Consider the following 26,295-nt stretch of genomic DNA (forward strand, 5'->3'; position numbering starts at 1 on the left):
TGTCTATCCTGAATTCACGCAAGGAAATGAAGAGCTTGTTCCTTGTAAATCACGCAGGCGTTCATAGGTCTGTAGTGTAACGATGAAAGGATCTGACGATGCAAATTCAGGTGAATACCGACAACTTCATTCATGGTGACGAGCGTGTGATCGAGGTGGCTGAACTGGCCGTTTCCAACGATCTGGAACACATGAGCGACCGTCTCACCCGAGTGGAAGTGCATCTGAAAGACCAGAATGCGGACAAACATGGGCCGGATCACATTCTGTGCACCATGGAGGCACGCCCGCGTGGCAAGGGCCCTTTGTCAGCGCATCACGAGGCGGCAGACATTCAGGCAGCGCTGAAAGGCGCGGCGAAGAAGCTGCGGACCCGCCTGACCAGCGAGTTTGGTAAAGCAGCCAACCACCACTAGTGGTGGTTAGGTTTTGGGTCGCTGCGCGATTGCTTGTCCGGCGGCCCATCCTGAAGACCAGGCCCATTGGAAGTTGAAGCCGCCGAGCCAACCGGTCACATCGGCGGCTTCGCCAATCACATAGAGACCGGGCACGGTTTTGGCCTCCATGGTTTTGGACGATAACCCGTCGGTGTCGATGCCGCCCAGCGTGACCTCTGCGGTGCGATAACCTTCGGTGCCGGTGGGCACCATTTCCCAGTTTCTCAGAGCGTCACACAGGGCGCGCAGTGCGACATCGGACTGATCCGCGAGATTGCCGGAGAGGTCCATCTCGCTTGCAAGATGCTCGACCAATCGGCTGGGCAAAAGCGTGGCCAGTTCGGTGGTGAGATTGCGACGCCCCTGCGCTTGTCGCCGTGAACGCAACTCCTCAAATGGGTCGTTGTCCGGGAACAAGTTGAGCGTGATCGGCTGACTTTCCTGCCAATAGGAGCTGATCTGTAACATGGCGGGGCCGGAGAGGCCGCGGTGGGTGAACAGCATGGCTTCTTCAAACGCGGCGCCGTTGGCGGTGGCGCGCACCGGATGGGCCACACCGGAAATGGCTTTGAAGCGGCCATCGGAGAAGGTGAAAGGCACCAGCCCCGCGCGGGTGTCGGTGACCATGAGATTAAACTGGCGGGCGATGTCATAGGCCAGACCTGTGGCGCCCATCTTGGGAATAGATTTGCCGCCGGTTGCCAACACGAGGTTCCGGCACGTCAGCGTTTCGCGGCGGCCGGATTTTTCGATCGCGACGGTGAATCCAGCGCTGCCATGCCCTACGGCGATAACCTTGGTTTCCAGCCACAGCTCAGCACCTGCCTGTGCCATTTCAGCCCGCAACATGGCGATGATGTCTTTGGCGCTGTTGTCGCAGAACAGCTGGCCCAGGGTTTTCTCGTGGTAGGCAATGCCGTGGCGCGCCACCATGTCGAGGAAGTCCCACTGGGTGTAGCGGCTGAGGGCGGATTTGCAGAAATGCGGATTGCCCGACAGGAAGTTTTCAGGGCCCGCGTACATATTGGTGAAGTTGCAGCGCCCGCCGCCGGAAATGCGGATTTTCTCACCCGGCGCTTTGGCGTGGTCGAGCACCAGCGTGCGCCCGCCAGTTTGCGAAGCGCACATCATGCCAGCGGCGCCGGCGCCCAAAATTATGTTGTCCCAGGTCATGGGCGCGGGGTGCCTTATGTGGCGGCTTGCGTCAAGGGGCGAGGGGAGGTGTGACCCTTTTAGAATATTGCAATTGGCGTGCATCTTATTTGGATTTTGCATCCACAAAAGCTGGCAGTGGAAGGTGTGATCCATTACGTTGGGCACCATGAGACGCGACAGCTCACCTACTTGCAAACGGCCTGCGGCACAGTGATGACGATTGACGTCTTGCTGCCGGAACTGCGCGCCTATGCGCTTTCTTTATCCAAGCATCGGCATGACTCCGAGGATCTGGTCCAGGACGCCATCGAACGGGCATTGCGATCAGACAAGCGCCCCAAACCGCTGGCTGATCTGCGCCCCTGGATGTTTCGGATCATTCGCAATCTGCATGTGGATGAGGCACGAAAAAAACGTGTGCGCATGGAATATTCCAATACGCAAAGCCGTTTATCTATTGATCTAACGCAAAGCCACAATCATGCCGAAGACATAACTGTACGGACGACATTTGCGACCTTACCACCCGCCATGCGGGAGGTGTTGTTTCTGGTGGATGTCATGGGTATGAAATATGCCGAAGCCGCTGAGATTATGGATGTGCCGCATGGCACGGTGATGAGTCGGGTAAGCCGGGCGCGACGCGCACTGATCATAGCAATGGAAGCCGGCTCTGATGGGGCTGATGAGGATACCAAAAGATGACCGATCTAAGCGACAGTGATTGGGACCTGGTCAACGCCTATGCGGACGGCGAACTGCCTGTCTCTGACGTGCAGGCTTTCGAAGCGCGCCTAACCAATGAGGCTGCGTTACAAGAGGCATTGCAGCAGGTGCAGATGGTGTCCAGTGCATTGGCACAGATGCGCCCGGAGGTTGCCCCACCTGCGACAGAGCCCGTGCAACCCGCAAACCGAAACTGGCGCCCGCTTGCGGCTTGCGCCTCTTTTGCGGCTGCCGCGATTGTGGCAACGGGCGTGTTTTTCTTGTCATCCAAAGCGCCAAAATCGGCCGTCGAGCTGCATCAGGCTTTCTTGGACACAAGCTACTCACTGTCGTCAGTGCCCGATGTTCAAACCATTGACTTACAGGCCAATCCGCAGGCACCTGAATTGCTGATGGCCAATCTGTATCTGGTGGAGCAGACAGTGCTGTCCGGAGACCGCAGTGCTGCACATTACAAAGGGCGCAACAACTGCCGTCTGACGCTGTTGTCCGGGCCGGATGTGAGCGCAAAGGACGTGCCGGAAGGTATCCGTTTTGCCCAGTGGGACACCGATGGGCGGGGCTTTGTTGTGATGGCCTCGGGCATGGATCAACGTCGGTTTAATGCCATTGCTGAGTTCTTGCGTCAGGCCACCTATGCGCCAACCCAACCCAAAACCGTTTTGGCCATGAAACAGGCAACAGACGCCGCAGCCCCCTGTCAGAAAGTCTGATTTCGGATCTTGCTTGAGCGAAATTAAGGAGGCCCTTTGCCGCGTTTCATCGGCAAAGGGCCTCAATTTTTTGACGTTAGTTCTTTTTGCCGGGGAAGTTCGGGCGATCCTCACCATAGTGCGCCGTGAGGTAATCGAGAATGATGGTGCGCTCTGGCTCCTCAAACTCGTCCATGCCCTGATCTTCGACCATCCACTCAAACAACTCAAGCCAGCCGTCCCGGCTCAGACCTTGCTGCGCAACAATCATCTCGGAGTGGCAGGCAGAGCAGGCATAGTAGGTTTCTTCGACACCTGGTGCATCAAAGAGAATGCCATATTCATACGCGTCTTCCTCTGCCGCGTTGGCGTTGACAGTTGCCGGTGTCGCTTCAAAGCTCAGAGGCGCGTCGCTGTTTTGATTGAGGTAAGCAATCAGGTTGGCCCGATCAGTGGCTTTTTTCATACCCGCAAAGGTCATCTTGGTGCCTTTGACCAGCGCTTTGGGTTTGGTCAGGAAGGCGTCAAGCTGGTCAACAGACCAGGTGCCGCCAAGCGCGACAAGCGCCTTGGAGTATTTGTATCCGTCCACACTCGCGACCGGCGCGCCCACAATGCCAAAGAGATTGGGGCCGGTCTTTTTCTTGCCGCCCTGATCCACGGTGTGGCAGGCCTTACATTTTTTGAAGGCCTTTTCCCCTTTGGCACTATCTGCCTGAGGCAGTAGATCGGCAACGGTTTCGGCAGTGGATATGGCTGGCAGAGCAATCGTGAGGCAAAGGCCCAGAGTTGCCCCGATGGCGGGGATACGCATGGCGGTCTCCTGAAGTGATAGAATTTTTGGAACGGACGGCGCCAACGCGCCGCCCGTCTTTTGGGGTTAGCTGGCGCGCAGACCAACCCGGTGCATGGTGTTGTTGAGATACCCTTTGGGGTTCCAGTCGATGGCAAAGGGCTGCATGTCGCCATTGCTGTCTGTGGCGCGGGCCCAAACTTCATAGTAGCCCGCCTGCGGGAACGACACATTGGCGCGCCAGTTCTGCCAGGCACCGGAGTTCACCGGAGCGTCCAGCTCAGCAGTCTGCCAGGTGGTGCCGAAGTCAGTAGAGATTTCCAGCTTTTCAACCGTGCGGTCGCCAGACCACGCGTGGCCACGCACTTCGGTTTCCATGCCCACATCCGCGCCATTCGCCGGGAAGGTCACCAAGGATTTCACCGGCATACGCTCGATGATCACAAAGTCCTCGGTCGCCACCTTTTCACCCGGCGCAACCGGACGGTTAGGCACGCGATAGGCTTTGCCGGTCATCTTCGGACCATCATGCACCACGTCGCGCAGCTCGATACGTGTCAGCCACTTCTGCGCTGTGGAGGCAGGCCAGCCCGGCACAACCAAACGCAATGGTGCGCCGTTCAGCGGGTGCAGTGGCGCACCGTTCATTTCAAACGCAATCAGGATCTCGTCGGTCATCGCCTTGGCAATTGGCATGCCGCGCGAAATTGGCAGCTTCTCAGGATCGCCAGACAGGTGCGCGTCAGCACCGTAATGGGCGGTATAAACCACGTTGGATTGAACGCCTGCAGCTTCCAGAACGTCTTTCAGCCGTACGCCGGTCCACTCAGAACACGCCACCGCGCCATAGGTCCATTGGTTGCCTTTGGCTGGTGGATTGAAGAAGCCACGGCCGTTGCCGCCACATTCCAGCGTCAGCGCGCTGGTGACCACTTCAAATTTTTCTTTCAGATCGGCGATGCTCAACGTCATGAGCGTGTCGACAAAGCCGTCGATGGTCAATGTCCAGCTTGCCGCATCAACATCCACAGGCGGAATGCCGTTGTTGCGCACAAAGTGGCGCGAGGTTGGGGTGATCGCATCGTCGAGCAGCTCTGGCGGGGTTTCGGCATTCACCGGACGGTCGTTGAGCAACGTCAGGCCGTCTTTGCCAACCAGAACGTCCTCAGACGCCATCGCCGCAGGTACAAAGCCAATCGGCATGTTGCGGTGGAACGGGATTGAGGTGCCAACCATGGCGGCCATTGTGGCCAGGCCTGTGCGTTTGAGGAAGCCACGGCGATCCGGGTTTGGCACCCGGCCAAAAAACTCCTTGTCCGCCTTCTCCGGATTTTCAGCAAAAAAGCTGTTTACGTCCTTAGTTTCATCGTTGTCAGCCATATTGTCCTCCCATGGCGTCCTGCTGTTGGGCGCAGCCCACTGATTGGTGGTTGCAAGGAAGAAACGGATGGGTGCGACAATTTATTCCTTTGAGAGTCGAGGTTTTATTCAAGGATTTGAATTTGCAGGGAAATTGAACAGAAAAACCGCCCCAGACACTGAGCCGGGGCGGTCGATTTGAGGGCGTTTGACTGTGAAGCGCTTTATCAGGCCACGTGGCTTTGCGTGTCTTCGGTGTCAAAGTCCAACATGCTTGGTGGCATTGTCTTGAAGTCGGCCACTGTGCTGGACAGGAGTTTGGACTCCGCCTGTGCGCCTTGCATAGAGGAGTTCACCTCAAAGAAGGCCGCCGCGTTTTCCTGGGTCGACTTGTCCAGACGTCCCACGGCCACGTTGATTTCGTTAATGCCCACTGAGGTGTCCTTGGTGGCTTCAGCAATGTGGCGGATTTTTTCGGTGGCGCCATTCACGCCAACAACAATCTCGTCAAACGCCTCACCCGTGTCACGAACCAGAGACACGCCACGCTCAACTGTTGAACCGGTGGTCTTGATCAATTCCGAAATCTGTCGGGCGGATTCTGACGATTTTTGCGCCAAGGCACGGACTTCGGAGGCCACCACGGCAAAGCCCTGACCAGCCTCCCCGGCACGGGCCGCTTCCACACCTGCGTTGAGTGCGAGAAGGTTTGTTTGGAACGCAATGTCCTCGATCACACCCAAAGTGCCGTCAATGGAATCGGTGGCGGCCTCAATTTCGGACATGGCCTCGACGGCCAGGCGCATGATTTCTTGGCCTTGTCCGGCTCGGCTGGTGATCTCATCCACGGAGGCGTTGGCATCAGTGGCGGAGTTGGCCATGGAGCCCACCGTTGCTGACATCTGCTCCAGTGCAGCGGCGGTTTCTTCCAAGGCGGCTGCGTTCTGTTCAGAGTTTGCAGCCACGGAGTCCGTGGTGCGCGACACTTCGGAGGACACGCCTTCCACCACTGCGGCGGATTTGGAGACCGAGTTGATCTTCTCGGACAGGCTGTCGGTGGCGGTGTTCATCGAGGTGGCGATTTCGCCAAAGATACCCTCAAACCCGTCCGGCATGCGGTAGGTCAGATCCTGTTCTTCAATATGGCTGAGCCCTGCGCGCACAGCTTCCAGACCTTCGTTGGCCGCGCTGCCAATACTGTTCACTTTGACGCAGATTTCTTTGAAGATGCCTTCTTTGTCTTCGGTGCTGAGCTGTCCGGTGAAATCCCCGCGGGCACAGGCTTCTACCACCTCGGCAATTTCTTCTGCGGCAACCTTTTCAGAGGCACGCTGCGTCAGAAGTAGTTCGATGGAGGCGTGCAGCTCGGCGATCTCTTTGGCGGAGCTGCGGTATTTCAGAGGGTCCGCGTCATCGCCACGGGCGGCGGCGGCCAAGGCTTGCGTGCCTTCGCGCAGCGGTCGCAGCTGTCGGCGACACCAAATCAGCATCGCGCCGAGGAAGAGGGCAATCATTCCTAAAAGGGCGCCCATGGCTTGGAAGATCACGGCAGATTTCTCAGCTTGCTGTGCGGAAAAATCGGACAGCAGAATAAGGTCAAAGGCAGTACCGTCCTGATTGACGCCAATACGGTTGCGTGCGGCGACAAAGTGCTGGTCACCGGCGGCAATCACATCAAAGGTCAGATCATTGCCAGCCAGAGCATTCATCGCGGTGGTGGTCACAGCGGTATGGTCCGGTGCCGCGGTTTCTTCGGCGGTGTCTTCCGTCGATGCCAGTACCGGCGCCTGATACCCCTGTAGGGTCCAGTCAGCCGTCGGCGTGACCTCGGCCAGAAGCACCTGCATTTGCATCGCCTCGGCAATCACCGGCAAGCTGGACTGCGCGTCAAGCGCCAGAAGGCCGTAACCAACCACATTGCGGCCGGAAAACAGCGGGAAGGCGTAGACTGCTCCAATGCGGCTGTCGTCAATCTGGGTGATCTCAAAGGCGCGTTGGCGGCTCTCTTTGACCCGCTGCACGATGTCTGGCGTGCCGGCGCTTTTCAGGTTGTCATTTTGCGAACTGAACGCGGCGACTGCGGTGGCATCTTTGTCAAAAACAACAAGATCGGAGATCTCACCGGAGGCGGAAGCCCGGTTGAAGGTTGAGGACAGGTCCTCTTGCACGGCGGCAAAATTGCCTTCTTTCAGAGCCGTCATACTGTCGCGTGATCGCGACACAGTGCGGCCATGGTTGGTGAGGGTCTTCTCACTGCGTTGCAGCACTTGCAGCGCCGCCACGCTGGCATTTTCTGCGTTCAGGGACAGCAAGGTCGTTTCCACCCGCTTCAGTATGGCGCCGCCACCCATAACAAAGGCGGTGGTCATCGCCATCGCGAAGATACACAAGCCCACAACAATTCGGTTGGAAAGTGACATGGTTGCTGTCCCTGATAGTTATAGAATTTGCGGTCGATTATTCGATCGGGAAACCGGCGCCTTCCCAAGCAGGGTAACCGTCACGGAAATAGTAGACCTTGGAGAAACCCCACTGGACCGCCATTTCAGCGGCTTTGGAGGACCGCATGCAGGAATGGCCGTTGCAGTAAAACACAACCGGCGCGTCGGCGGCGACAACCTCAGCCAAAGCGTCCTGGGTCAGGGCAGATTTGACGTCCAAGTGTACAGCGCCAGGAATACGGCCGGCGTCAAAGTCGGATGGTTTGCGCACATCGATGAAGGCAACGCCGTCGTCAAACAGCTGGCCTGCTTCTTCCGGGGAAACGGTGGTCGCGCCGGAGACGGTTTCCGGGGAGGTAGCCGCAAGCGCGGCGAAGGGCAGCAACACCAGGGATGCAACTGCAGCAAGTGTGCGAAGGAAGTTGGTCATTTGGCTCTCCAAGTTTGCGGCCCACAAGGACCATTGGCGCTAGGTAAAGCGGAAACCTTCTAAGATACCGCTAATCTAGATAAATTGAGTGGTTTTGGATTTGTGGGGGATGGTTTGACATTGGGGCGTCGAGGGTGTGGCCCATCACCAATTCGATGTTTGCTAAGTGCAGCTTGGGGGCTGGTGAGGAAAGGAAACACGCGATTGGGCGCGAAGTTGCCGCTGGGGGTTCTCTTTACTTTCCTTAAAAGGGTTTGGGTGTTAGAGTTTGTCCACAGACCCGGCAAACGGGCGTTTTGAGGCAGAGATCGGCGGTTCCCGATGACAGAGATGGTGTATGGCGCGTTGCCTTCGCAGGCGCGTGAGCCCGTGCTCCCCAAGTGGTGGCAAACTTTGGACAAATGGACCATGGCGTCCATTGTCATGTTGTTTTTGATTGGCTTGATGCTGGGCATGGCGGCCAGTCCGCCCTTGGCGGCAAAAAACGGATTTGCGCCTTTTCATTACGTGCAAAAGCAAGTGATTTTCGGCGGTGCAGCCTTGGTGGCCATGGTTGTCACCTCGATGATGTCGCCGCAACTGGTGCGCCGGTTGGCGGTGATGGGCTTTGCCGTGACCATGGTGGCGCTGGCGTTGCTGCCGGTGTTTGGCACCGATTTTGGCAAAGGCGCAACGCGTTGGTATTCGCTGGGCTTTGCCTCCTTGCAACCTTCGGAGTTTCTCAAACCTGGATTTGTTGTGGTGGCCGCCTGGCTGATGGCGGCGAATGAAGAAATCAACGGCCCGCCAGGGCGGCGTTGGTCTTTCCTGTTGATGATGACCATTGTGGTCATGCTCGCATTGCAGCCGGATTTTGGGCAGGCTTGCCTGATCCTGTTTGGTTGGAGCGTGATGTATTTTGTCTCTGGCGCGCCGATGTTGTTGATTGGTGGGATTTGCTTGTCGCTCATTCCGGTGGCGAATTTTGCCTATAACAACTCCGAGCACTTTGCCCGCCGGATTGATGGGTTTTTGGACCGCTCTGTCGATCCCACGACGCAAATTGGCTACGCGACTGAGGCGATCCGAGAAGGTGGGTTGTTTGGCGTTGGCGTCGGTGAAGGGCAGGTGAAGTGGTCGCTGCCGGATGCGCATACGGATTTCATCATTTCCGTGGCTGCAGAAGAGTACGGGCTGATCCTCGTGTTTGCGATTATGATCCTCTACGCCACCATCGTTTTGCGGTCTTATTTCCGACTCATGCGCGAACGCGATCCGTTCATTCGGCTGGCCGGCACCGGTCTTGTGGCAATCTTCGGCGTACAAGCGCTGGTCAACATGGGGGTCGCGGTGCGGCTATTGCCTTCTAAAGGCATGACTTTGCCATTTGTCAGCTACGGCGGCTCGTCCCTGATTGCGGGGGGGATTGCAGTTGGCATGATTTTGGCGTTTACCCGCAGCCGCCCACAGGGCGAAATCAGTGATATTTTACGGGGTCAAACCCGTTAACAGGTGGGTGCGATGAGCAAACAGCCTCTTTTAGTAATTGCTGCCGGTGGGACTGGCGGCCATATGTTTCCTGCGCAGGCCTTGGCCGAGGTCATGCTGCGCAAAGGCTGGCGGGTGAAGCTCTCCACCGACGCGCGCGGTGCGCGCTACACGGGTGGTTTTCCACATACGGTTGAGATTGAAGAGATGAGCTCGGCAACCTTTGCCCGTGGCGGGGCATTGGCCAAGCTGTCAGTGCCGTTCAAGATTTTGGGCGGCGTGCTGGGCGCGGTGTCCAAGATGCGCAAAGACCGCCCTGATGTGGTTGTCGGCTTTGGGGGCTATCCAACCATTCCGGCGATGGGCGCGGCTTGGTTGATGAAACTGCCGCGCATGATCCATGAGCAGAACGGTATTTTGGGCCGCGTCAATCAAGTGTTTGCCAAAAAGGTGGACGTGGTGGCCTGTGGCACATGGCCAACAACATTGCCCGACGGTGTCGAAGGGATGCCGGTGGGCAACCCGGTGCGCAAAGCGGTGATGGACCGCGCGGGGGCAGGGTACATTGCGCCGGGCGATTATCCAATGTCGTTGCTGGTCATTGGCGGCTCTCAGGGCGCGCGGATTTTGAGCGATGTGGTGCCAAGCGCCATTGCACATCTGCCACCCGAGATTTTGCGTAACTTGCGGGTGAGCCATCAGGCGCGTGGTGAGGACCATGAGCGGGTGACAGCGTTTTATGAACAGCACGGCATTTCTGCGGATGTGCAGCCCTTCTTCCAAGACGTGCCGTCGCGCATGAGCGAAGCGCAACTGGTGATTTCCCGCTCCGGCGCAAGCTCTGTGGCGGACATCAGCATCATCGGGCGGCCTTCCATATTGGTGCCTTTTGCGGCTGCGGCGGGCGACCACCAAACTGCGAATGCGCGTGGGTTGGCGGAGGCAGGCGGGGCAATTGTGATCCCCGAAGGCTTGCTGACCCAAGAGACATTGACCGAAAACATCACAACCATCCTATGCAATGCGGCTGGTGCCACACAGATGGCCACCGCTGCTTTGTCCGCAGGCAAGCCGGACGCGACAGAGACCCTAGTGGCGCTGGTCGAAGATCTGGCCAAAAAGGACCAATAATATGAACGCAGCAACCAAACTTCCCGGTGACGTGGGCGCCATCCATTTTGTGGGCATTGGCGGGATTGGTATGTCCGGCATTGCCGAGGTGCTGCTCAACCACGGCTATACGGTGCAGGGCTCTGACCTGAAGTCGACCAAGATCACCGAGCGGTTGGCAGGTATGGGCGCGACCATTTTTGAAGGTCAGCGGGCCGAGAACCTCGCCAATGCCGAAGTGGTGGTGATTTCCTCCGCCATCAAGCCGGGCAACCCGGAGTTGGACGAAGCGCGTTTGAAAGGCCTGCCGGTGGTACGCCGCGCGGAGATGCTGGCGGAGCTAATGCGCCTGAAATCCAACATTGCTGTGGCCGGTACACATGGCAAAACCACCACCACCACGATGGTGGCAGCGCTGCTTGATCACGGCAAGTTTGACCCGACAGTGATCAACGGCGGTATCATCCATGCCTATGGCTCCAACGCCCGTGTTGGCGAAGGCGAATGGATGGTTGTGGAAGCGGATGAAAGCGACGGCACGTTTAACCGATTGCCCGCGACCATTGCAATTGTAACCAATATCGACCCGGAGCATATGGAGCATTGGGGCACCGAAGAGGCGCTGCATCAGGGCTTTTATGACTTTGTGTCCAACATTCCGTTTTACGGTTTGGCCGTGTGCTGCACCGATGATCCGGACGTGCAAACACTGGTGGGCAAGATCACCGACCGCCGAGTTGTGACCTTTGGCTTTAACGCACAGGCAGATGTGCGGGCGGTGAACCTGACCTATAGGGCAGGCGTGGCGCATTTTGACATTCAGTTGCAGACTGAGGATGCGGTGATTGAAGGCTGCACGTTGCCGATGCCAGGGGATCACAATGTGTCGAACGCGTTGTCTGCCGTGGCGATCTCGCGGCACCTGGGCATGAAGCTTGACGAAATCCGCGCCGGTCTCGCCGCCTTTGGCGGGGTGAACCGCCGTTTCACCAAAGTGGGCGAGGTCATGGGCGGGGTGCCTGTGATTGATGATTACGGTCACCACCCGGTGGAGATTGCTGCTGTGTTGAAGGCCGCGCGTCAGGCGTTGGGTGACATTGGCGGGCGGGTGATTGCCGTGCATCAACCGCACCGCTATTCGCGTTTGCACTCGCTATTTGAAGATTTCTGCACCTGTTTCAATGAGGCGGATGTTGTGGGCATCGCAGATGTCTTTGCGGCGGGCGAAGCACCAATTGAAGGCGCCAGCCGCGATGACCTGATCAATGGGTTGGTCGCGCATGGCCATCGCCATGCGGTGGCGATTGGCGAAGAGGCGGATTTGGTGGCTCTGGTGAAAGAGACCGCAAAACCAGGGGATATTGTGGTGTGCCTTGGGGCCGGTTCGATCAGCGCCTGGGCCAATGCGTTGCCAGGTCATCTGGGGTAAGTCCTTGTCAAATGTGTTGCGCGCGGTAGGCTGCGCGCAACTGACCTAGACGGGATATGTGACGTGAGCCTTACTTTGATCCTTGCCTGCCTTTGGGTGCTAGCCGCAGCAACGGTGGCAGCCTTGCCTATGCGCAAGCAATATGTGCCGGGGGTGGCTCTGTTGATCGCCGCGCCGGTGCTGATTGGTGTGATCTTTTATGAACATGGCGCCTTGCTGGGATTTGCTGCTCTGTTTGGCTTTGTATCGATGTTCCGGCGTCCTCTTTTGCATTTTGGCCGCAAGGCGCTTGGCCTGCCTGTAGAGCGCCATGAGCCGGAGGGTGATGCATGACCATTTCCATCACGGCGGCATTCATCTGGCTTATCGTGGCCAACCTACGGGCGATGTTTCCGTCCAAGGATCATCATTGGAAATTTGCCTATGTGATGATTGCGATTGGCATTCCGATCCTGATTGGCGTGACGGTGCAGAACAGTATTTGGCTGGCGCTGGTGTTGTTGTGCATGGGCGCGTGGATCATGCGCTGGCCGGTTGTTTACCTGTGGCGCTGGATCAAACGTGTGAGTGGTTTGGAGACTCCAAGTGATCCTTGATTTTACCCTCGCGCTGAATGCGCTCATTTGGTTTGCGACCTTGATCCTGCCGCTTTACGGCCTGATCACAGGCTACAAGCTGCGCCGTGACCTGATGATGCGGGCCAGCCTGTTGATTGTCTGTCTGGTGGTGGCGCTTCTGACGCTGGAAGTGTCTTTGAATATCTTTGCGACCGGCGCGGACCGCGATGAGTTGACCATTCTGCAAGGCTACCGTCCGTGGTTGTTTTTTGGCACTTCGGGCAGTTTGGCCCTTGGCTGGGCTCTGTTTGTGATGGGCAAGGCGTTGCGCGGGCGTAAGTAACCAAGCAGAGGCTCTTGCTGTGTGTCATGCGCTTCGGTATCGGTGCGCAACAGGCATTTTGACTTCAAGGAAACACCATGACGACATTGCCCACCCCACGTGGAAAGCTGACCGAAGGCAAAGAGCTCTCGGACCTGACGTGGCTGCGTGTGGGCGGTCCCGCGGACTACCTGTTTCAGCCGGCGGATGTGGAAGATCTGGCCCAGTTCCTAAAAGCTCTTCCTGAAACTGTGACTGTGTTTCCTATGGGGGTAGGGTCCAACCTTATCGTGCGCGATGGCGGCTTGAGGGCCGTGGTGATCCGCATGGGGCGTGGGTTCAATCACATCGAAATAGACGGCAATCGCGTGCGCGCCGGTGTGGCGGCGTTGGATGCCCATGTGGCGCGCAAAGCCGCACAAGCCGGTGTGGATTTGACGTTTTTGCGGACCATTCCCGGCGCCATCGGCGGCGCGGTGCGTATGAATGCGGGCTGCTATGGCAGCTACACGGCGGATGTGTTTGTTGAAGCCACCGCGGTGACGCGGGCAGGGGAGGTTGTGACCCTGACAGCTGACGACTTGAACTTCCAATACCGCCAGACGGATTTGCCCGAAGGTTGGGTCATTGTGGAAGCTGTTTTGGAAGGTCCTTCCGGGGAGGAAGAAGAGCTGGCGCAGCGCATGGAAGATCAACTTGCCAAACGTGACGCCACGCAGCCAACCAAAGATCGCAGTGCAGGTAGCACCTTCCGCAATCCGGCGGGTTTCTCCTCGACGGGTAAGGCGGACGATGTGCACGATTTGAAGGCCTGGAAGGTGATTGATGACGCCGGTATGCGCGGAGCCCGTGTTGGCGGCGCGCAGATGAGCGAGATGCACTCCAACTTCATGATCAATACCGGTGACGCAACTGCCGCAGATTTGGAAAATCTTGGCGAGGAAGTCCGAAAAAGGGTTTTCCAAAACAGCGGAATAGACCTACAGTGGGAAATCATGCGTGTCGGCGAACCGGCGGCGGATTGATGCCTCAGTTTGAACCCATTAAGCGGTCATTAACCAAGAACTGAGAAGACTAATAAAACAAGGGCGCAAAGCCCGACTTTAGGGTCAAAGACCCAACTTGAGCGCAGGGCGATGTGCCCACCCCGAGCAGGCATTCCGTGCCTGATGACAAAAAGAGCAGTCCAACGTGGCTGTGATAAATGAGTCCAAAAAGGGCTCGCATAAGAACAGGACCAAAAAGGGTCCGGGACATTGAGGCACAGTGGGACTGTCAGAGCAGGCAACCCCCAAGGTGGCAGTATTGATGGGCGGCCCCTCCGCAGAACGAGAGGTGTCACTGTCGTCAGGGCGTGAATGCGCCACTGCCCTTCGGGACGCAGGATTGGACGTGGTTGAGGTCGATGCAGGCCCCGATCTGGTTGCGCGTTTGCAAGAGATCAAACCGGATGTTGTGTTCAACGCGCTGCATGGTCGTTGGGGCGAAGATGGCTGTGTGCAAGGTCTGCTCGAATGGCTGCGCATTCCCTACACCCATTCCGGCGTGCTGGCGTCTGCTTTGGCGATGGACAAGCAACGCTCAAAGGATGTGTTCAAGCGGGCTGGCTTGCCTGTGGTCGAAAGCGTGATTGCCGATAAAGCTGAGGTGTCCAAGCGCCATGTGATGGCACCACCCTATGTGGTGAAGCCCAACAATGAAGGCAGCTCGGTTGGCATTTATATTGTCAACGAGGGTGCAAACACACCGCCGCAACTGGCCTACACCATGCCGGATGAGGTGATGGTTGAGACCTTTGCGCCGGGGCGCGAGATGACCACAACCGTGATGGGCGACCGTGCCTTGGGGGTTACCGATATCATCACTGACGGCTGGTATGATTATGAGGCGAAATACGCCGAAGGTGGGTCCCGCCATGAGATGCCTGCGAATATTCCGCAAGAGATTACCGACGCTTGTCTGGACTATGCTGTGCGGGCGCATGACGTGCTTGGCTGTCGTGGTGTGTCGCGCACCGATTTCCGCTGGGACGAAAGCCGCGGGTTGGACGGGTTGATCATTTTAGAGGTGAACACCCAGCCGGGCATGACGCCAACCTCGCTCAGTCCTGAACAGGCTGCACATATTGGTCTGTCGTTTTCTGATTTTTGCGTCTGGATGGTGGAGGACGCCTCATGCGATCGCTGACGGCGGGTCGCCGCGATAACGCGCCTTCACGGTGGGCCTACCGTTTTGAGCGGTTGATGCTGACGCCGCTGTTCCGTTTGTTTTTGCGGGTGGTGGTGCCGTTTGTTGTTGTGGCCGGTGCGACAACGGTCTGGCTGTCTGATGCGGACCGGCGTGAGAACTTGAATCTGGCAGTGGCGGATTTGCGCCGCGAAATTGAAACGCGGCCAGAATTCATGGTGTCCGCAATGACCGTGGATGGCGCATCGCAAGGCACCTCGGAAGACATTCGCGATATTCTATCGTTGAGTTTCCCCACCAGTTCCTTTGACCTGGATTTGCCCGCCATTCGGGCGCGGGTCGAAGAGTTGCCGGCCATTGCCCGCGTCGCTGTGCGCGTACGCCCCGGGGGTATTCTGGAGCTCAATGTGGCGGAACGCACACCGGTTGTGGTGTGGCGCACCCATGAGGGGCTGACGCTGGTCGATCCGGAAGGCAATGTCACTGGCCCGGCGATTTCGCGCGCGGCCCATGCGCAGATGCCCTTGATTGCGGGCGAGGGCGCTGAGCTACATGTGCCGGAAGCGTTGCGTCTTTTCTCCGCCGCTGCGCCGTTGGGAGCGCGTGTGATCGGGCTTGTCCGCGTGGGTGAGCGACGCTGGGATCTGGTGCTGGACCGTGGGCAGCGGATCAAACTGCCGGAGCAGGGAGCCGTTGAGGCGCTGGACCGTGTGGTCGCGCTCAACAACGCCGAAGAGCTTTTGGAACGAGATATAAAAGTGGTCGATATGCGTTTGGCGCATCGGCCCACAGTACAACTAACAGAGCAGGCCGTAGACGCCTGGTGGCAAGCCAGCCAAACGACGACAGGGACAGTGGGACAATGACAGAGCTTTATCAGAGCCAGCGTGCCATGCGCGCGATGCGCAAAACGGCGATGCAGCGTGGTGTGATTGCGGTGCTGGATGTGGGGACGTCCAAGATTGCCTGTCTGGTGTTGCGGTTTGACGGCACCGACCGGCTGGCAAGCGTTGAAGGTATCGGGTCGATGGCGGGGCAATCCGGCTATCGTGTGATTGGCGCCAACACCATCATGTCCCGTGGTGTGAAATTTGGCGAAATCGACACCATGCAGGAAACCGAGCGCGCCATTCGCACCGTTGTGCAGGCGGCGCAGAAGATGGCGAAGATCCGTGTGGATCACGTGATTGCCTGTTTCTCTGGTGCTGAGCCGCGCTCCTATGGTTTGGATGGTCAGATTGATCTGGAAGGTCACACGGTTGACGATCAAGATGTGGCCCGTGTGCTGGCCGCTTGTGACGTGCCGGATTATGGCGCAGAGCGTGAAGTGCTGCATGCGCAGCCGGTGAACTTTGCGCTGGACCATCGGTCCGGCCTTGGTGATCCGCGTGGGCAGGTGGGGCAGACATTGACCACCGACATGCACATGCTGACTGTTGATAAGGCGGCGGTGCAAAACCTTGTGCATTGTATTCGCCGCTGTGATCTGGAACTCGCGGGCATTGCCTCCTCGGCGTATGTGTCTGGTCTGTCCGCCTTGGTGGAAGACGAGCAAGAACTGGGTGCGGCCTGTATCGATATGGGCGGCGGGGCGACCAGTCTGTCGATCTTCATGAAGAAACACATGATCTTTGCCGACACCGTGCGTATGGGGGGGGACCATGTCACCGGCGACATTTCCATGGGGCTTCAGGTGCCGACCTCCACAGCCGAGCGGATTAAGACGTTCTATGGCGGCGTTGTCGCCACCGGCATGGACGATCGCGACATGATTGAGTTGTCCGGAGACACCGGCGATTGGGAGCATGATCGCCGCACCGTAAGTCGTGCGGAGCTGATTGGTATCATGCGTCCCCGTGTGGAAGAAATCCTCGAAGAAGTGCGCGCGCGCTTGGATGCAGCTGGCTTTGAGCATCTGCCAAGTCAGCAGATTGTGCTGACTGGTGGCGGCAGCCAAATTCCGGGGCTAGACGGCTTGGCCTCTAAGATTTTGGGGCAGCAGGTGCGCCTTGGTCGCCCGATGCGGGTACATGGATTGCCGCAAGCGGCCACAGGTCCAGGCTTTGCGGCAACCGTTGGCATGTGCTTGTTTGCAACACATCCGCAGGACGAATGGTGGGACTTCGAACTGCCGGTGGATCGTTACAACACACGGCCGTTTGGCAAAGCGATGCGCTGGTTCAAAGAGAATTGGTGAGAAAGGGGACGCGGACGCGTTTTTGGGGGTGACCTCTGATTAAGCCTTGGTTAAGTTCTGGATAACCGCGATCAAAACGCGGGTCCGGAGCGCCGAGCAGTGGTCTCCAAACATAAACATAGTCATCTCCTGCGACGCCTTGTGGCGTCTTGGGTGGGTGTTTAGTGTTGTGTGACACTTGTCTTGCCCCGCAAAATCTGGCGGTTTCGGCAAGATGCCGCTAGTTTTTACATTTTTCCCCCATATTTTGTGGCGAAATGCGCTTTTTGGGATGACGATTCTGGAAAGCCTGTTTAATAATGGAGCTGAGTAGGCAGAAAATGGCCCGCTGTGGCGGGTAAACAACAGGCGGACAGTTCTATGACATTGAATCTGACGATGCCCGACGAGGGTGATCTGAAGCCCCGCATCACCGTATTTGGTGTTGGCGGAGCAGGCGGCAACGCGGTCAACAACATGATCGATAAAGAGCTTGAAGGCGTGGAGTTCGTGGTTGCGAACACCGACGCACAAGCGCTTCAGCAGAGCAAATCTGACAGCCGCGTGCAATTGGGCGTGAAGGTCACCGAAGGTCTGGGCGCTGGGGCGCGCGCAACCGTAGGTGCTGCCGCTGCCGAAGAAAGCATCGAACAGATTGTCGACCACCTCGCAGGCGCACACATGTGCTTCATCACTGCAGGTATGGGCGGAGGCACCGGCACAGGTGCAGCCCCAATCATTGCGCAGGCAGCGCGTGAGCTGGGTGTTCTGACCGTGGGTGTTGTGACCAAGCCGTTCCAGTTCGAAGGCGCCAAGCGTATGCGCCAGGCCGAAGAGGGCGTGGAACAGCTGCAGAAGATGGTCGACACGCTGATCATCATTCCGAACCAGAACCTGTTCCGTTTGGCGAATGAAAAGACCACCTTTACCGAAGCCTTCTCCATGGCAGACGACGTTCTGTATCAGGGCGTTAAAGGTGTGACAGACCTGATGGTTCGTCCAGGCCTGATCAACCTCGACTTTGCCGACGTGCGCGCTGTCATGGACGAGATGGGTAAAGCGATGATGGGCACCGGTGAGGCCGAGGGTGAAGATCGCGCCATTCAGGCTGCCGAGAAAGCCATCGCCAACCCACTGTTGGACGAGATCTCCTTGCGCGGTGCAAAAGGTGTGCTGATCAACATCACCGGCGGTCACGACCTGACCCTGTTCGAACTGGACGAAGCGGCCAACCGTATCCGCGAAGAAGTCGACGCCGATGCCAACATCATCGTGGGTTCCACCATGGATGAGAACCTCGACGGCGGCATGCGTGTGTCCGTTGTGGCAACCGGTATTGATGCGGCCGAGACCAACTCTGCAATGCCTTTGCCGCGTCGCTCCATGCGTGAGCCACTGACTGCGACACCAACCATTGAAACCGCGCAGCAGGTTCCTGCTGTGGAAGAAGTTGCTCCGGCGGCTGCGGTTGAAGTTGCGCCCGCTGCTGAACCATCGCTGTTCCAGCAAATGGACACTCAGCAGGCTGCAGCGCAGGAACAGATGGAAGACATCTTCGAAGAGGAAGCGCCTGCGGTTGCTGCTGCACCAGCTGCGCCAACTTTTGATGCGACATCTGCCGGCGCAGACGTGCCAGCGCCAGCTTACCAGCCAACTCCGGCTCAGGCTGTGCAACCAGAGATGTTTGAGGAAGAACCGCAAGGATTTGTTGCGCCACAGCGTCCAGCGCCTGGCACGCCAACGCCGCAGCTCATGCAGCGCCTGCAAGCCGCAGTTGAAAAAGCGCCTGCCGCGCCGGCCCGCCCGGCGGTGCCTGCGCCTACACCAGAGCCTCGGGCAGAAGAGCGTCCACGGTTTGGCATCAACTCGCTGATCAACAAAATGACCGGTCATGGCGCCGAGCAGGGCGCGGCGCAAACCGCACAGCCTGTGCGTCAGCAGCCTGCAGTTCAAACCAATGAACCAGCGCCTCAGATGGACGAAGATCAGGAGCGGATTGAAATCCCTGCCTTCCTGCGCCGTCAAGCAAACTAATTTATTTGTGAAATACCGTGAAGAGGCCGCCCAATCGGGCGGCCTTTTTCGTTTTAAAAACAATGAAATGCGTTATTGTGCGCGGTGTTTTGCCGATTTGTTACAGTGATGTTTCATACCGTTACAAAGCTTTATTTGAGAAGACAGCACAAAGCGCCTACCTCACTATTGCGGCCAATGGGGTGTGCCGCGTCACTTTGGGGAAACCAGTGCAAGCAACGCTAAAGACACCAGTTCATTTTCAGGGCACCGGCCTACATTCGGGCGCAACTGTGCACCTGACTGTCCGACCAGCCTCCACAGATTATGGCATCTGGTTCAAACGCACAGACGTCTTGCTTGGCGACGCGATGATCCCGGCGCGCTGGGATGTGGTTGAGCAAACCGCGCTTTGCACCCGCATCAAAAACGAGGCTGGCGTCTCGGTTTCGACAATCGAACATTTGATGGCCGCTTTGGCTGGCTGTGGCATCCACAATGCTTTGATCGAGATTGATGCGCCGGAAGTGCCTATTCTGGATGGCAGCTCTGCGGATTTTGTGCTCGGCTTTCTGAAAACTGGCATCGTGCGCCAGGGCGCGCCTGTTTGGGCAATAGAAATTCTGAAGCCCGTATCCGTAACGCGCGGAGACGCGACAGCCTCACTTGTGCCGGCTGACGAAATGCGGATTGATTTCCATATCGACTTTGTCGACGAGGCAATCGGTCAACAGACCAAAGAACTGAACCTCGCAAATGGCAGTTTCATTCGTGAGCTGTGCAATAGCCGCACCTTCTGCCGTCAGGCGGATGTTGATGCCATGCAGGCCAACGGTTTGGCCTTGGGCGGTGATCCGGCGGAGAACGCCGTGGTGTTTAACGGCGCAGACGTGCAGGCCAAAGGTGGGCTTCGCCACGCGGATGAACCCGTGCGGCACAAAATGCTGGACGCGATGGGGGATCTCTATCTCGCCGGCGCGCCTTTGCTGGCGCATTATCAGGGCCACCGTGCCGGGCACTCGTTGACAAATGCCCTGTTGCGTGAGCTGTTCTCGCACCCGGACAATTGGCGCTTGGTGGAATGTGACGCTGCGCAAGCTGCGCGCCTTCCGGGCGCTGGTGTGCACATGGGTGAATTCCCAGCCGTCGCATAAGGTCGGATCGTAACAATTCCGTCCAAAGGCGTTTTGCCTCGCAAATTTCTATGCTAACAGCATGTGAAAGAGGGGGGTAATCCCCACAGGGAGCAGAAGGTAAGCACTATGTCAGGCATCGGAACGCGCACCCGCCTACTCGGTTCGGTTCTGGCTTTGGCCTTTGCAGTGGCCTGTAGTGACAACAGCGCCAGTGATGCACGCCGTGGCTTGATTGACATGGAGCAGTTCACGCCGGAGCAAATCTTTGAACGCGGTGAGTTTGAGATGGCGCGTGACCGGGGCACCGACGCGGCGTTTTTCTTCTCTGAAATTGAGAGGCTCTATCCGTACAGCGAGTTGGCCAAGCGCTCGATGGTGATGCAGGCCTTTGCCTATCATTCCGATGGGGCTTACCCGGAGGCGCGGGCCGCAGCGCAGCGCTATATCGATTTTTATCCGGCAGACGAAGATGCGGCTTACGCTCAGTATTTGCTGGCGCTGACCTATTATGACCAGATCGACGAGGTGGGCCGCGACCAAGGCTTGACCTTCCAAGCCTTGCAAGAGCTGCGCAAAGTGATCGAGATCTATCCAGAAAGCGAATATACGCGGTCTGCGATTCTGAAATTTGATCTGGCCTTCGACCATCTGGCGTCTAAAGAGATGGAAATTGGACGCTACTACCTGCGTCGGGATCACTACAGTGCAGCGATCAAGCGGTTCCGTGTGGTTGTCGAAGACTTCCAAACCACGACACATGCGCCAGAAGCGCTGCACCGTCTTGTGGAAGCCTATCTGTCGCTGGGTCTTTATGGTGAAGCCCAAACTGCGGCGGCCATTCTCGGGCACAACTTCCAATCCACCGAATGGTATCAGGACAGCTACAAACTGCTGCGCGAAAACGGGCTGGAAGCCAAAGCTGACGGCAGCAGTTGGCTCAATCAGGTTTATCGCCAGACGCTGCAAGGTAAATGGCTGTAACAGGGGGCGGGGCATGCCCTGTTGTGTGAGGCTAAATGCTGCGCTCGCTTGAAATTCGTGACATGTTGATCATTGACCGACTGGACCTCGCGTTTCAGCCGGGGTTGAATGTACTGACCGGCGAAACCGGTGCCGGGAAATCCATTTTGCTGGACAGCCTTGGGTTTGTGCTTGGCTGGCGAGGCCGTGCGGAGCTGGTGCGCGCCGGGGCCGATCAGGGGGAAGTGCTGGCGGAGTTTGATCTGCCGGAGGGCCACCCCGCCCATGCTATTCTGGACGACGCGGGGTTACCTGGCGGCGATGAGCTTATCCTACGGCGTATCAATCGCAGTGACGGGCGCAAGACCGCCTGGGTGAATGACCGCCGTGTCTCCGGTGAAGTGCTGCGGCGGCTTTCTGAAACTCTTCTGGAGTTGCACGGCCAGCATGACGATCGCGGTCTGTTAGACCCCAAAGGCCACCGCGACGTGCTTGATTTGTTTGCCGGAACAGAGAAACTTCGCGCCAAAACCCGTAAAACCTGGTCGCAGATGTCTGCTGCACGTAAGGCGCTCAACGTGGCACAAGTTGCCTTGGAAGAAGCCAAAGCCGAGGAAGACTTCCTGCGCCATGCGGTGGCCGAGCTGGACAAGTTGGATCCGCAGCCGGGCGAAGAGGCTGACCTCGATACCCGCCGCCGGATGATGCAGAACGCTGAAAAAGTGCGTGCGGACGTGGGGCGCGCTCACGCGGCCCTTGGCAATGACGGTGCTGAAAGTGCGATGAGCGACGCAATGCGTTGGCTGGGGGATGCCGCCGCGGAAACAGGCGACACTCTGGAAGCGCCTGTGGCCGCATTGGAGCGTGCCCTGAATGAGCTGGCCGATGCTATCGACGGCGTGGAACGTAGCCTTGAGGCTTTGGACTTCAACCCGCATGAGTTGGAAGAGCTTGAAGAGCGTTTGTTTGCCATCCGTGGTTTGGCCCGAAAATATAACGTGTTGCCGGATGATCTGGGCACCTACGCTGAAGAGCTGCGCACACGATTGACTGCGCTGGATGCCGGCGAAGGCGACATCGCTGCCCTTGCCGCAGAATTGAAAGAGGCTGAAGCGGCGTATGATGCGGCTGCAGAAACGCTGAGCGCCGCACGGAGCAAGTCCGCAAAGAAACTCGACAAAGCTGTGATGGGCGAACTGGCCCCTCTGAAGATGGAACGCGCGGTGTTCACCACCAGTGTATCCCCTGGTGAAGCCGGGCCGGACGGTCGCGACGCCGTGGAGTTTGTGGTCGCTACAAACCCGGGGGCGCCCTCCGGCTCGTTGGCCAAGATTGCATCCGGTGGCGAGTTGAGTCGCTTTCTTTTGGCACTCAAAGTGTGCCTGACCAATGACATCAGCGGTATGACCCTGATTTTTGACGAAATCGACCGGGGCGTTGGTGGCGCTACTGCTGATGCCGTTGGGCGTCGTCTCAAAGCGCTGGCCGAAGGTGGGCAGGTGCTTGTGGTCACGCACTCTCCGCAAGTGGCGGCACTTGGCGCGCATCACTGGCAGGTGGCGAAATCGGTCAAAAAGGGGCAAACCTTGAGCCGCGTGGTGCCGCTGGATGATGGTGAACGTGTGGATGAAGTGGCGCGGATGATTTCCGGAGACACCATCACACCAGAAGCGCGGGCGGCAGCCAAAGCCCTGATGGGGTGATTTCCCAAGTATTGGGGTAAAAAGGACGCACGATCAGGCACTTTGGCGTGAAACCCTCTGCTTACCTCTTTGCGTTACAAGAAAATTCTGACTAGATCGGAATAACCACACTCGGCACTCTTACCCTGGAGATTTTGCAGCACTATGGCGAAGTCGGTAGGCTCCTTCCTTGCAGAAAGCGCTCAAGACGCGGCGGACACCTGTCGTGGCGGCTGGAAGGTGTTGGTCAACAAAGGACCAAGCCAGTTTCAGTTTTGGATCATTGCCCTTGGCATTGGGATTGCAGCGGGGTTCGCTGCACTTTTGTTTCGCAAAAGCATCCACTGGTTACAGTCCACGCTTTACGGTGCGGAAGATGTGACGCTGCTGCATACTTTTGCCGACACTTTGCCGTGGTATTGGCTCGTGATTATTCCGACGATTGGCGGTCTGGTTGTGGGGCTCATTCTCAACAAGTTTACACCGGACGGGCGCGTGCGCTCCGTGGCGGATGTGATCGAAGGTGCGGCGCTGCATGAGGGGCGTGTGGAGCGCAAAGCGGGCATTGCCTCTGCCTTTGCCAGCTTGATCACTTTGTCTTCTGGTGGCTCGACCGGACGGGAAGGGCCGGTTGTGCACGTGGCCGGTATGATCGCCACCTGGGTCAGTGTGCGGATCAACGCGGATGGGATTACCGGGCGTGACCTGCTGGGTTGCGCTGTGGCGGCGGCAGTATCGGCAAGTTTCAACGCGCCGATTGCAGGCGCACTTTTTGCGCTTGAGGTGGTGCTGCGCCACTTTGCGGTGCATGCCTTTGCCCCGATTGTGATTGCCTCGGTGGCGGGTACGGTGATCAACAGGCTGGAGTTTGGCGACGTGACCGAGTTCACGCTCAATACCGGTACAGCGCTGCAATTCTACCAAGAGCTGCCTGCGTTCCTGATCCTGGGCGGGCTGTGTGGCCTGGTGGCAGTCGCGTTGATGTGGACGATTTTCTGGGCTGACGATATGGCCAGCCATCTGCAGGAAGACTTGCGCATCCCGCGTTGGCTGCGTCCGGCGATTTCCGGAGCCTTGCTTGGCATTTTGGCCATCTGGTTCCCGCACATCATTGGCGTGGGCTATGAAACCACTTCTGCGGCGCTGACCGGTAACCTGCTGCTGCACGAAGCTGTGGTGTTTGCGGTTCTGAAAGTGATCGCCGTGTCGATCACTATGGCAGGCCGCATGGGCGGCGGTGTGTTTTCTCCATCCTTGATGGTGGGTGCGCTGACAGGTTTGGCCTTTGGCATGATTGCCACTGCGATTTTCCCGGATGTGTCCGGAACCACCACGCTTTACGCGCTGGCGGGTTTGGGGGCGGTTGCTGCCGCCGTGCTTGGCGCCCCCATTTCCACCACATTGATTGTGTTTGAAATGACCGGGGACTGGCAAACCGGACTTGCGGTGATGGTGGCGGTGTCGATCTCCACTGCACTGAGTTCACGGCTGGTGGATGGGTCTTTCTTTCTCACCCAATTGGAACGTCGCAACGTGCACATCGCGGCGGGTCCACAAGCCTATCTTTTGGCGATGTGCGGTGTGGGCAAAGTGATGCGGAGTAAGGATGATCCCAAAGCGGCCCCAGAAGAGCGCTGCTGGGAGATGGTGTCTGAGGGGCTTTATGTCGACGGGACAGCCACGCTGGAAAGTGCGATGCCGATTTTTGAAAAGACTGGCGAAGTCTTCCTGCCGGTGGTGACGCTTGGCGGCGAAGATGCGCCCCCCGAGTTGCTTGGCGCAGTGTTTCAAGTGGATGCTCTAAGAGCGTACAACAAAGCGTTGGCGGCCACCGCGGCAGAAGAGCATTCCTGAGCCTCAGGAGCCGTAGGCAACCACGCTGTTAGCGTCCATCGTGTAGGTCACGTCTACATCTGTTTCGCCGTCCACCATGTACAGCGAGTGACTGTCAAACTCGCTGCGCAACTCGCCGCTGATCCAGACCGGTGTATATAGGCTGTCTGTGGGGTAGCCCGCAGGGTAGCGCACATGCACAATTTGATTTGCTGGCGGTGGCGGGGTGTGGATGCAAGCGCCGACAGTGGGGACCAGCAAAAACTCTACAGCCAAATTTCCGTCCATCTCCAGCGGCAAGAGATAGCCGGGCATGCGGATGGTTTGGCCGACCAGTTTGGTATTTGGCGCCTGAGACTCAGCTTCCAATTTGGTCATAATGCGCAGCCGCTCTTCAAGCAGGAAGTCGGCGTCGATGCCTTCGTTGGCTAGCTCCACCCGCAAACTAGCGGCGTCACCTTTGGCGTTTGCATCTGCTTCGGTTTCACTGAGGTAATCCAGCCGCAAAATGCGCGCCAAAGTTTGCATTTGCAGGTCTGTCAGATCTTCAAATGGATTTTCAAAAGAAGACGTTGGACCTTCGAGATCGGTCCAATCAATTTCCTGCGCTTGTTCTGCGAAACTCGCGGAGGCCGCCAATGATAGGGCTGCTGATAGTAAGAGCGCTTTCATGACGGGGCCTCCGGATGTGATTTTTGTTAATCCTATTTGTGCGGCTTATAGCCGTGTGGTCAAGCCATCTGCCAGCGTCATGCGATAAACACGCCATGCCGGCAACAGGCTGGCCAATCCGCCGAAACACAAGACTGTGAGTAACAACTGGCCTTCACGTAACGTGAAGAGGCTGTCGCCCAAAGTGACGCCAAACCGGTTGGCCAGAATTGGCTCTGCAAACAAGCCGGCAGCCCAAAAGATGAGCAAACCAACGCCGATGCCTGTGGCGGTTACCAACAGGGCCTCCGATACAATCATGAGGACCACATCGCGAGGTGTCGCCCCAACCGAGCGGAAGATGGCAAACTCGCGTCGGCGGGCTTCCAAAGCGGCCGACAACATCACTACCATGCCAATCATGCTGGCCACGACCACTGCCATAGACATCAAGCGCAGCGCGTTTTCCGCTGTGCCGGTGATGGACCAGAGCTGTAACAAAGCGACATTTGGCATCACAGCGGCCAGAGGTTCTACTTTGTAGGTCGCAATGGCACGCTGCACGCCCAACACGGCAGTGCGGTTGCTTAGGCCAACATAGACGGCGTTGATCTGGCCGGGCACAAAAGCGTGGTCATGATCATGTCCATGATCGTGACCATCATGCGCTTCGTGCTCGTCATGGTCGCCATGCGCTTCGTGCTCGTCATGGTCGCCATGCGCTTCGTGCTCGTCATGG

General features: G+C 57.8%; 25 protein-coding genes. 18 read left to right on the top strand and 7 right to left on the bottom strand.

Annotated elements, in window-relative coordinates:
- Window positions 1–98: 98 nt before the first annotated feature.
- Window positions 99–416 (top strand): HPF/RaiA family ribosome-associated protein, encoded by a 318-nt coding sequence (locus Q0955_RS19155; RefSeq protein ID WP_299427908.1) that lies wholly within the window; start codon window positions 99–101, stop codon window positions 414–416.
- Window positions 417–422: 6 nt separating this feature from the next.
- On the opposite strand, the gene Q0955_RS19160 is transcribed toward Q0955_RS19155, so the two are convergent.
- Window positions 423–1,610: an NAD(P)/FAD-dependent oxidoreductase gene (locus tag Q0955_RS19160; RefSeq protein ID WP_299427910.1), complete on the bottom strand. Its 1,188-nt coding sequence runs from the start codon at window positions 1,608–1,610 to the stop codon at window positions 423–425.
- Between the two features lie 78 nt (window positions 1,611–1,688).
- Between Q0955_RS19160 and Q0955_RS19165 the strand changes: the two genes are divergently transcribed.
- Complete coding sequence (locus tag Q0955_RS19165) at window positions 1,689–2,297, top strand: RNA polymerase sigma factor (protein ID WP_299427913.1); 609 nt, start codon at window positions 1,689–1,691, stop codon at window positions 2,295–2,297.
- A complete protein-coding gene (locus Q0955_RS19170; RefSeq protein ID WP_299427915.1) occupies window positions 2,294–3,031 on the top strand; it encodes a hypothetical protein in 738 nt (245 codons plus the stop codon). The genes Q0955_RS19165 and Q0955_RS19170 overlap by 4 nt, the downstream gene beginning before the upstream one ends.
- 76 nt (window positions 3,032–3,107) lie before the next feature.
- On the opposite strand, the gene Q0955_RS19175 is transcribed toward Q0955_RS19170, so the two are convergent.
- The 4 genes from Q0955_RS19175 to Q0955_RS19190 all read right to left on the bottom strand — a co-directional run bounded on the left by Q0955_RS19175 (window position 3,108) and on the right by Q0955_RS19190 (window position 8,033).
- Complete coding sequence (locus Q0955_RS19175) at window positions 3,108–3,824, bottom strand: cytochrome c family protein (RefSeq protein WP_299427918.1); 717 nt, start codon at window positions 3,822–3,824, stop codon at window positions 3,108–3,110.
- A 66-nt stretch (window positions 3,825–3,890) separates the two neighbouring features.
- Window positions 3,891–5,183: a sulfite oxidase gene (locus Q0955_RS19180; protein ID WP_299427920.1), complete on the bottom strand. Its 1,293-nt coding sequence runs from the start codon at window positions 5,181–5,183 to the stop codon at window positions 3,891–3,893.
- Window positions 5,184–5,389: 206 nt separating this feature from the next.
- The gene (locus Q0955_RS19185; RefSeq protein ID WP_299427923.1) at window positions 5,390–7,582 is read right to left on the bottom strand and encodes a methyl-accepting chemotaxis protein; all 2,193 of its coding nucleotides are present in this window, start codon (window positions 7,580–7,582) and stop codon (window positions 5,390–5,392) included.
- A 37-nt stretch (window positions 7,583–7,619) separates the two neighbouring features.
- Window positions 7,620–8,033: a rhodanese-like domain-containing protein gene (locus tag Q0955_RS19190; protein ID WP_299427925.1), complete on the bottom strand. Its 414-nt coding sequence runs from the start codon at window positions 8,031–8,033 to the stop codon at window positions 7,620–7,622.
- A gap of 321 nt (window positions 8,034–8,354) precedes the next feature.
- On the opposite strand from Q0955_RS19190, the gene Q0955_RS19195 reads away from it, so the two are divergent.
- The 15 genes from Q0955_RS19195 to Q0955_RS19265 all read left to right on the top strand — a co-directional run bounded on the left by Q0955_RS19195 (window position 8,355) and on the right by Q0955_RS19265 (window position 24,926).
- Window positions 8,355–9,521, top strand: a complete 1,167-nt coding sequence (locus Q0955_RS19195) for a putative peptidoglycan glycosyltransferase FtsW (protein WP_299427928.1) — start codon at window positions 8,355–8,357, stop codon at window positions 9,519–9,521.
- Between the two features lie 12 nt (window positions 9,522–9,533).
- Window positions 9,534–10,631 carry a UDP-N-acetylglucosamine--N-acetylmuramyl-(pentapeptide) pyrophosphoryl-undecaprenol N-acetylglucosamine transferase gene (locus Q0955_RS19200; protein WP_299427930.1) on the top strand — a complete coding sequence of 366 codons (1,098 nt, stop codon included), beginning with the start codon at window positions 9,534–9,536 and terminating at the stop codon, window positions 10,629–10,631.
- 1 nt (window position 10,632) lies between these two features.
- The gene (gene murC, locus Q0955_RS19205) at window positions 10,633–12,039 is read left to right on the top strand and encodes a UDP-N-acetylmuramate--L-alanine ligase (protein WP_299427932.1); all 1,407 of its coding nucleotides are present in this window, start codon (window positions 10,633–10,635) and stop codon (window positions 12,037–12,039) included.
- A gap of 63 nt (window positions 12,040–12,102) precedes the next feature.
- A complete protein-coding gene (locus tag Q0955_RS19210; RefSeq protein ID WP_299427935.1) occupies window positions 12,103–12,372 on the top strand; it encodes a DUF2484 family protein in 270 nt (89 codons plus the stop codon).
- Window positions 12,369–12,635 carry a DUF2484 family protein gene (locus tag Q0955_RS19215; RefSeq protein WP_299427938.1) on the top strand — a complete coding sequence of 89 codons (267 nt, stop codon included), beginning with the start codon at window positions 12,369–12,371 and terminating at the stop codon, window positions 12,633–12,635. Before Q0955_RS19210 ends, Q0955_RS19215 begins: the two co-directional genes overlap by 4 nt.
- Window positions 12,625–12,939 carry a hypothetical protein gene (locus Q0955_RS19220; protein WP_299427940.1) on the top strand — a complete coding sequence of 105 codons (315 nt, stop codon included), beginning with the start codon at window positions 12,625–12,627 and terminating at the stop codon, window positions 12,937–12,939. The genes Q0955_RS19215 and Q0955_RS19220 overlap by 11 nt, the downstream gene beginning before the upstream one ends.
- A gap of 77 nt (window positions 12,940–13,016) precedes the next feature.
- A complete protein-coding gene (gene murB / locus Q0955_RS19225; RefSeq protein WP_299427943.1) occupies window positions 13,017–13,943 on the top strand; it encodes a UDP-N-acetylmuramate dehydrogenase in 927 nt (308 codons plus the stop codon).
- Between the two features lie 241 nt (window positions 13,944–14,184).
- Window positions 14,185–15,105 carry a D-alanine--D-alanine ligase gene (locus Q0955_RS19230; RefSeq protein ID WP_299427946.1) on the top strand — a complete coding sequence of 307 codons (921 nt, stop codon included), beginning with the start codon at window positions 14,185–14,187 and terminating at the stop codon, window positions 15,103–15,105.
- Window positions 15,093–15,971 carry a cell division protein FtsQ/DivIB gene (locus tag Q0955_RS19235; protein WP_299427949.1) on the top strand — a complete coding sequence of 293 codons (879 nt, stop codon included), beginning with the start codon at window positions 15,093–15,095 and terminating at the stop codon, window positions 15,969–15,971. The genes Q0955_RS19230 and Q0955_RS19235 overlap by 13 nt, the downstream gene beginning before the upstream one ends.
- Window positions 15,968–17,302 (top strand): cell division protein FtsA, encoded by a 1,335-nt coding sequence (ftsA, locus tag Q0955_RS19240; RefSeq protein WP_299427951.1) that lies wholly within the window; start codon window positions 15,968–15,970, stop codon window positions 17,300–17,302. The genes Q0955_RS19235 and ftsA overlap by 4 nt, the downstream gene beginning before the upstream one ends.
- 360 nt (window positions 17,303–17,662) lie before the next feature.
- Entirely contained in the window at window positions 17,663–19,315 is a 1,653-nt protein-coding gene (ftsZ, locus tag Q0955_RS19245; RefSeq protein ID WP_299427954.1) for a cell division protein FtsZ, read from the top strand.
- Between the two features lie 209 nt (window positions 19,316–19,524).
- The gene (gene lpxC, locus Q0955_RS19250) at window positions 19,525–20,448 is read left to right on the top strand and encodes a UDP-3-O-acyl-N-acetylglucosamine deacetylase (protein ID WP_299427957.1); all 924 of its coding nucleotides are present in this window, start codon (window positions 19,525–19,527) and stop codon (window positions 20,446–20,448) included.
- Window positions 20,449–20,556: 108 nt separating this feature from the next.
- Entirely contained in the window at window positions 20,557–21,411 is an 855-nt protein-coding gene (locus Q0955_RS19255; protein WP_299427960.1) for an outer membrane protein assembly factor BamD, read from the top strand.
- Between the two features lie 35 nt (window positions 21,412–21,446).
- Complete coding sequence (gene recN, locus Q0955_RS19260) at window positions 21,447–23,093, top strand: DNA repair protein RecN (RefSeq protein WP_299427963.1); 1,647 nt, start codon at window positions 21,447–21,449, stop codon at window positions 23,091–23,093.
- Between the two features lie 144 nt (window positions 23,094–23,237).
- Entirely contained in the window at window positions 23,238–24,926 is a 1,689-nt protein-coding gene (locus tag Q0955_RS19265) for a chloride channel protein (protein WP_299427966.1), read from the top strand.
- A gap of 3 nt (window positions 24,927–24,929) precedes the next feature.
- On the opposite strand, the gene Q0955_RS19270 is transcribed toward Q0955_RS19265, so the two are convergent.
- Together Q0955_RS19270 and Q0955_RS19275 are read right to left on the bottom strand one after the other, a co-directional pair.
- On the bottom strand, window positions 24,930–25,577 hold the full coding sequence (locus Q0955_RS19270) for a DUF3299 domain-containing protein (RefSeq protein WP_299427969.1): 648 nt from the start codon (window positions 25,575–25,577) through the stop codon (window positions 24,930–24,932).
- Window positions 25,578–25,622: 45 nt separating this feature from the next.
- On the bottom strand, window positions 25,623–26,295 hold a 673-nt coding region (locus Q0955_RS19275; protein ID WP_299427972.1), incomplete at its 5' end, for an ABC transporter permease.

Source organism: uncultured Shimia sp. (assembly GCF_947493595.1).
Taxonomy (GTDB): Bacteria; Pseudomonadota; Alphaproteobacteria; order Rhodobacterales; family Rhodobacteraceae; genus Shimia.

Excerpts from the sequence above, each read along its gene's own strand:
- Q0955_RS19155 (WP_299427908.1), top strand. The coding sequence starts at position 99 with ATGCAAATTCAGGTGAATACCGACAACTTCATTCATGGTGACGAGCGT.
- Q0955_RS19160 (WP_299427910.1), bottom strand. The coding sequence starts at position 1,610 with ATGACCTGGGACAACATAATTTTGGGCGCCGGCGCCGCTGGCATGATG.
- Q0955_RS19170 (WP_299427915.1), top strand. The coding sequence starts at position 2,294 with ATGACCGATCTAAGCGACAGTGATTGGGACCTGGTCAACGCCTATGCG.
- Q0955_RS19175 (WP_299427918.1), bottom strand. The coding sequence starts at position 3,824 with ATGCGTATCCCCGCCATCGGGGCAACTCTGGGCCTTTGCCTCACGATT.
- Q0955_RS19180 (WP_299427920.1), bottom strand. The coding sequence starts at position 5,183 with ATGGCTGACAACGATGAAACTAAGGACGTAAACAGCTTTTTTGCTGAA.
- Q0955_RS19185 (WP_299427923.1), bottom strand. The coding sequence starts at position 7,582 with ATGTCACTTTCCAACCGAATTGTTGTGGGCTTGTGTATCTTCGCGATG.
- Q0955_RS19190 (WP_299427925.1), bottom strand. The coding sequence starts at position 8,033 with ATGACCAACTTCCTTCGCACACTTGCTGCAGTTGCATCCCTGGTGTTG.
- Q0955_RS19195 (WP_299427928.1), top strand. The coding sequence starts at position 8,355 with ATGACAGAGATGGTGTATGGCGCGTTGCCTTCGCAGGCGCGTGAGCCC.
- Q0955_RS19200 (WP_299427930.1), top strand. The coding sequence starts at position 9,534 with ATGAGCAAACAGCCTCTTTTAGTAATTGCTGCCGGTGGGACTGGCGGC.
- murC (WP_299427932.1), top strand. The coding sequence starts at position 10,633 with ATGAACGCAGCAACCAAACTTCCCGGTGACGTGGGCGCCATCCATTTT.
- Q0955_RS19215 (WP_299427938.1), top strand. The coding sequence starts at position 12,369 with ATGACCATTTCCATCACGGCGGCATTCATCTGGCTTATCGTGGCCAAC.
- murB (WP_299427943.1), top strand. The coding sequence starts at position 13,017 with ATGACGACATTGCCCACCCCACGTGGAAAGCTGACCGAAGGCAAAGAG.
- Q0955_RS19235 (WP_299427949.1), top strand. The coding sequence starts at position 15,093 with ATGCGATCGCTGACGGCGGGTCGCCGCGATAACGCGCCTTCACGGTGG.
- ftsA (WP_299427951.1), top strand. The coding sequence starts at position 15,968 with ATGACAGAGCTTTATCAGAGCCAGCGTGCCATGCGCGCGATGCGCAAA.
- ftsZ (WP_299427954.1), top strand. The coding sequence starts at position 17,663 with ATGACATTGAATCTGACGATGCCCGACGAGGGTGATCTGAAGCCCCGC.
- Q0955_RS19255 (WP_299427960.1), top strand. The coding sequence starts at position 20,557 with ATGTCAGGCATCGGAACGCGCACCCGCCTACTCGGTTCGGTTCTGGCT.
- recN (WP_299427963.1), top strand. The coding sequence starts at position 21,447 with ATGCTGCGCTCGCTTGAAATTCGTGACATGTTGATCATTGACCGACTG.
- Q0955_RS19265 (WP_299427966.1), top strand. The coding sequence starts at position 23,238 with ATGGCGAAGTCGGTAGGCTCCTTCCTTGCAGAAAGCGCTCAAGACGCG.
- Q0955_RS19270 (WP_299427969.1), bottom strand. The coding sequence starts at position 25,577 with ATGAAAGCGCTCTTACTATCAGCAGCCCTATCATTGGCGGCCTCCGCG.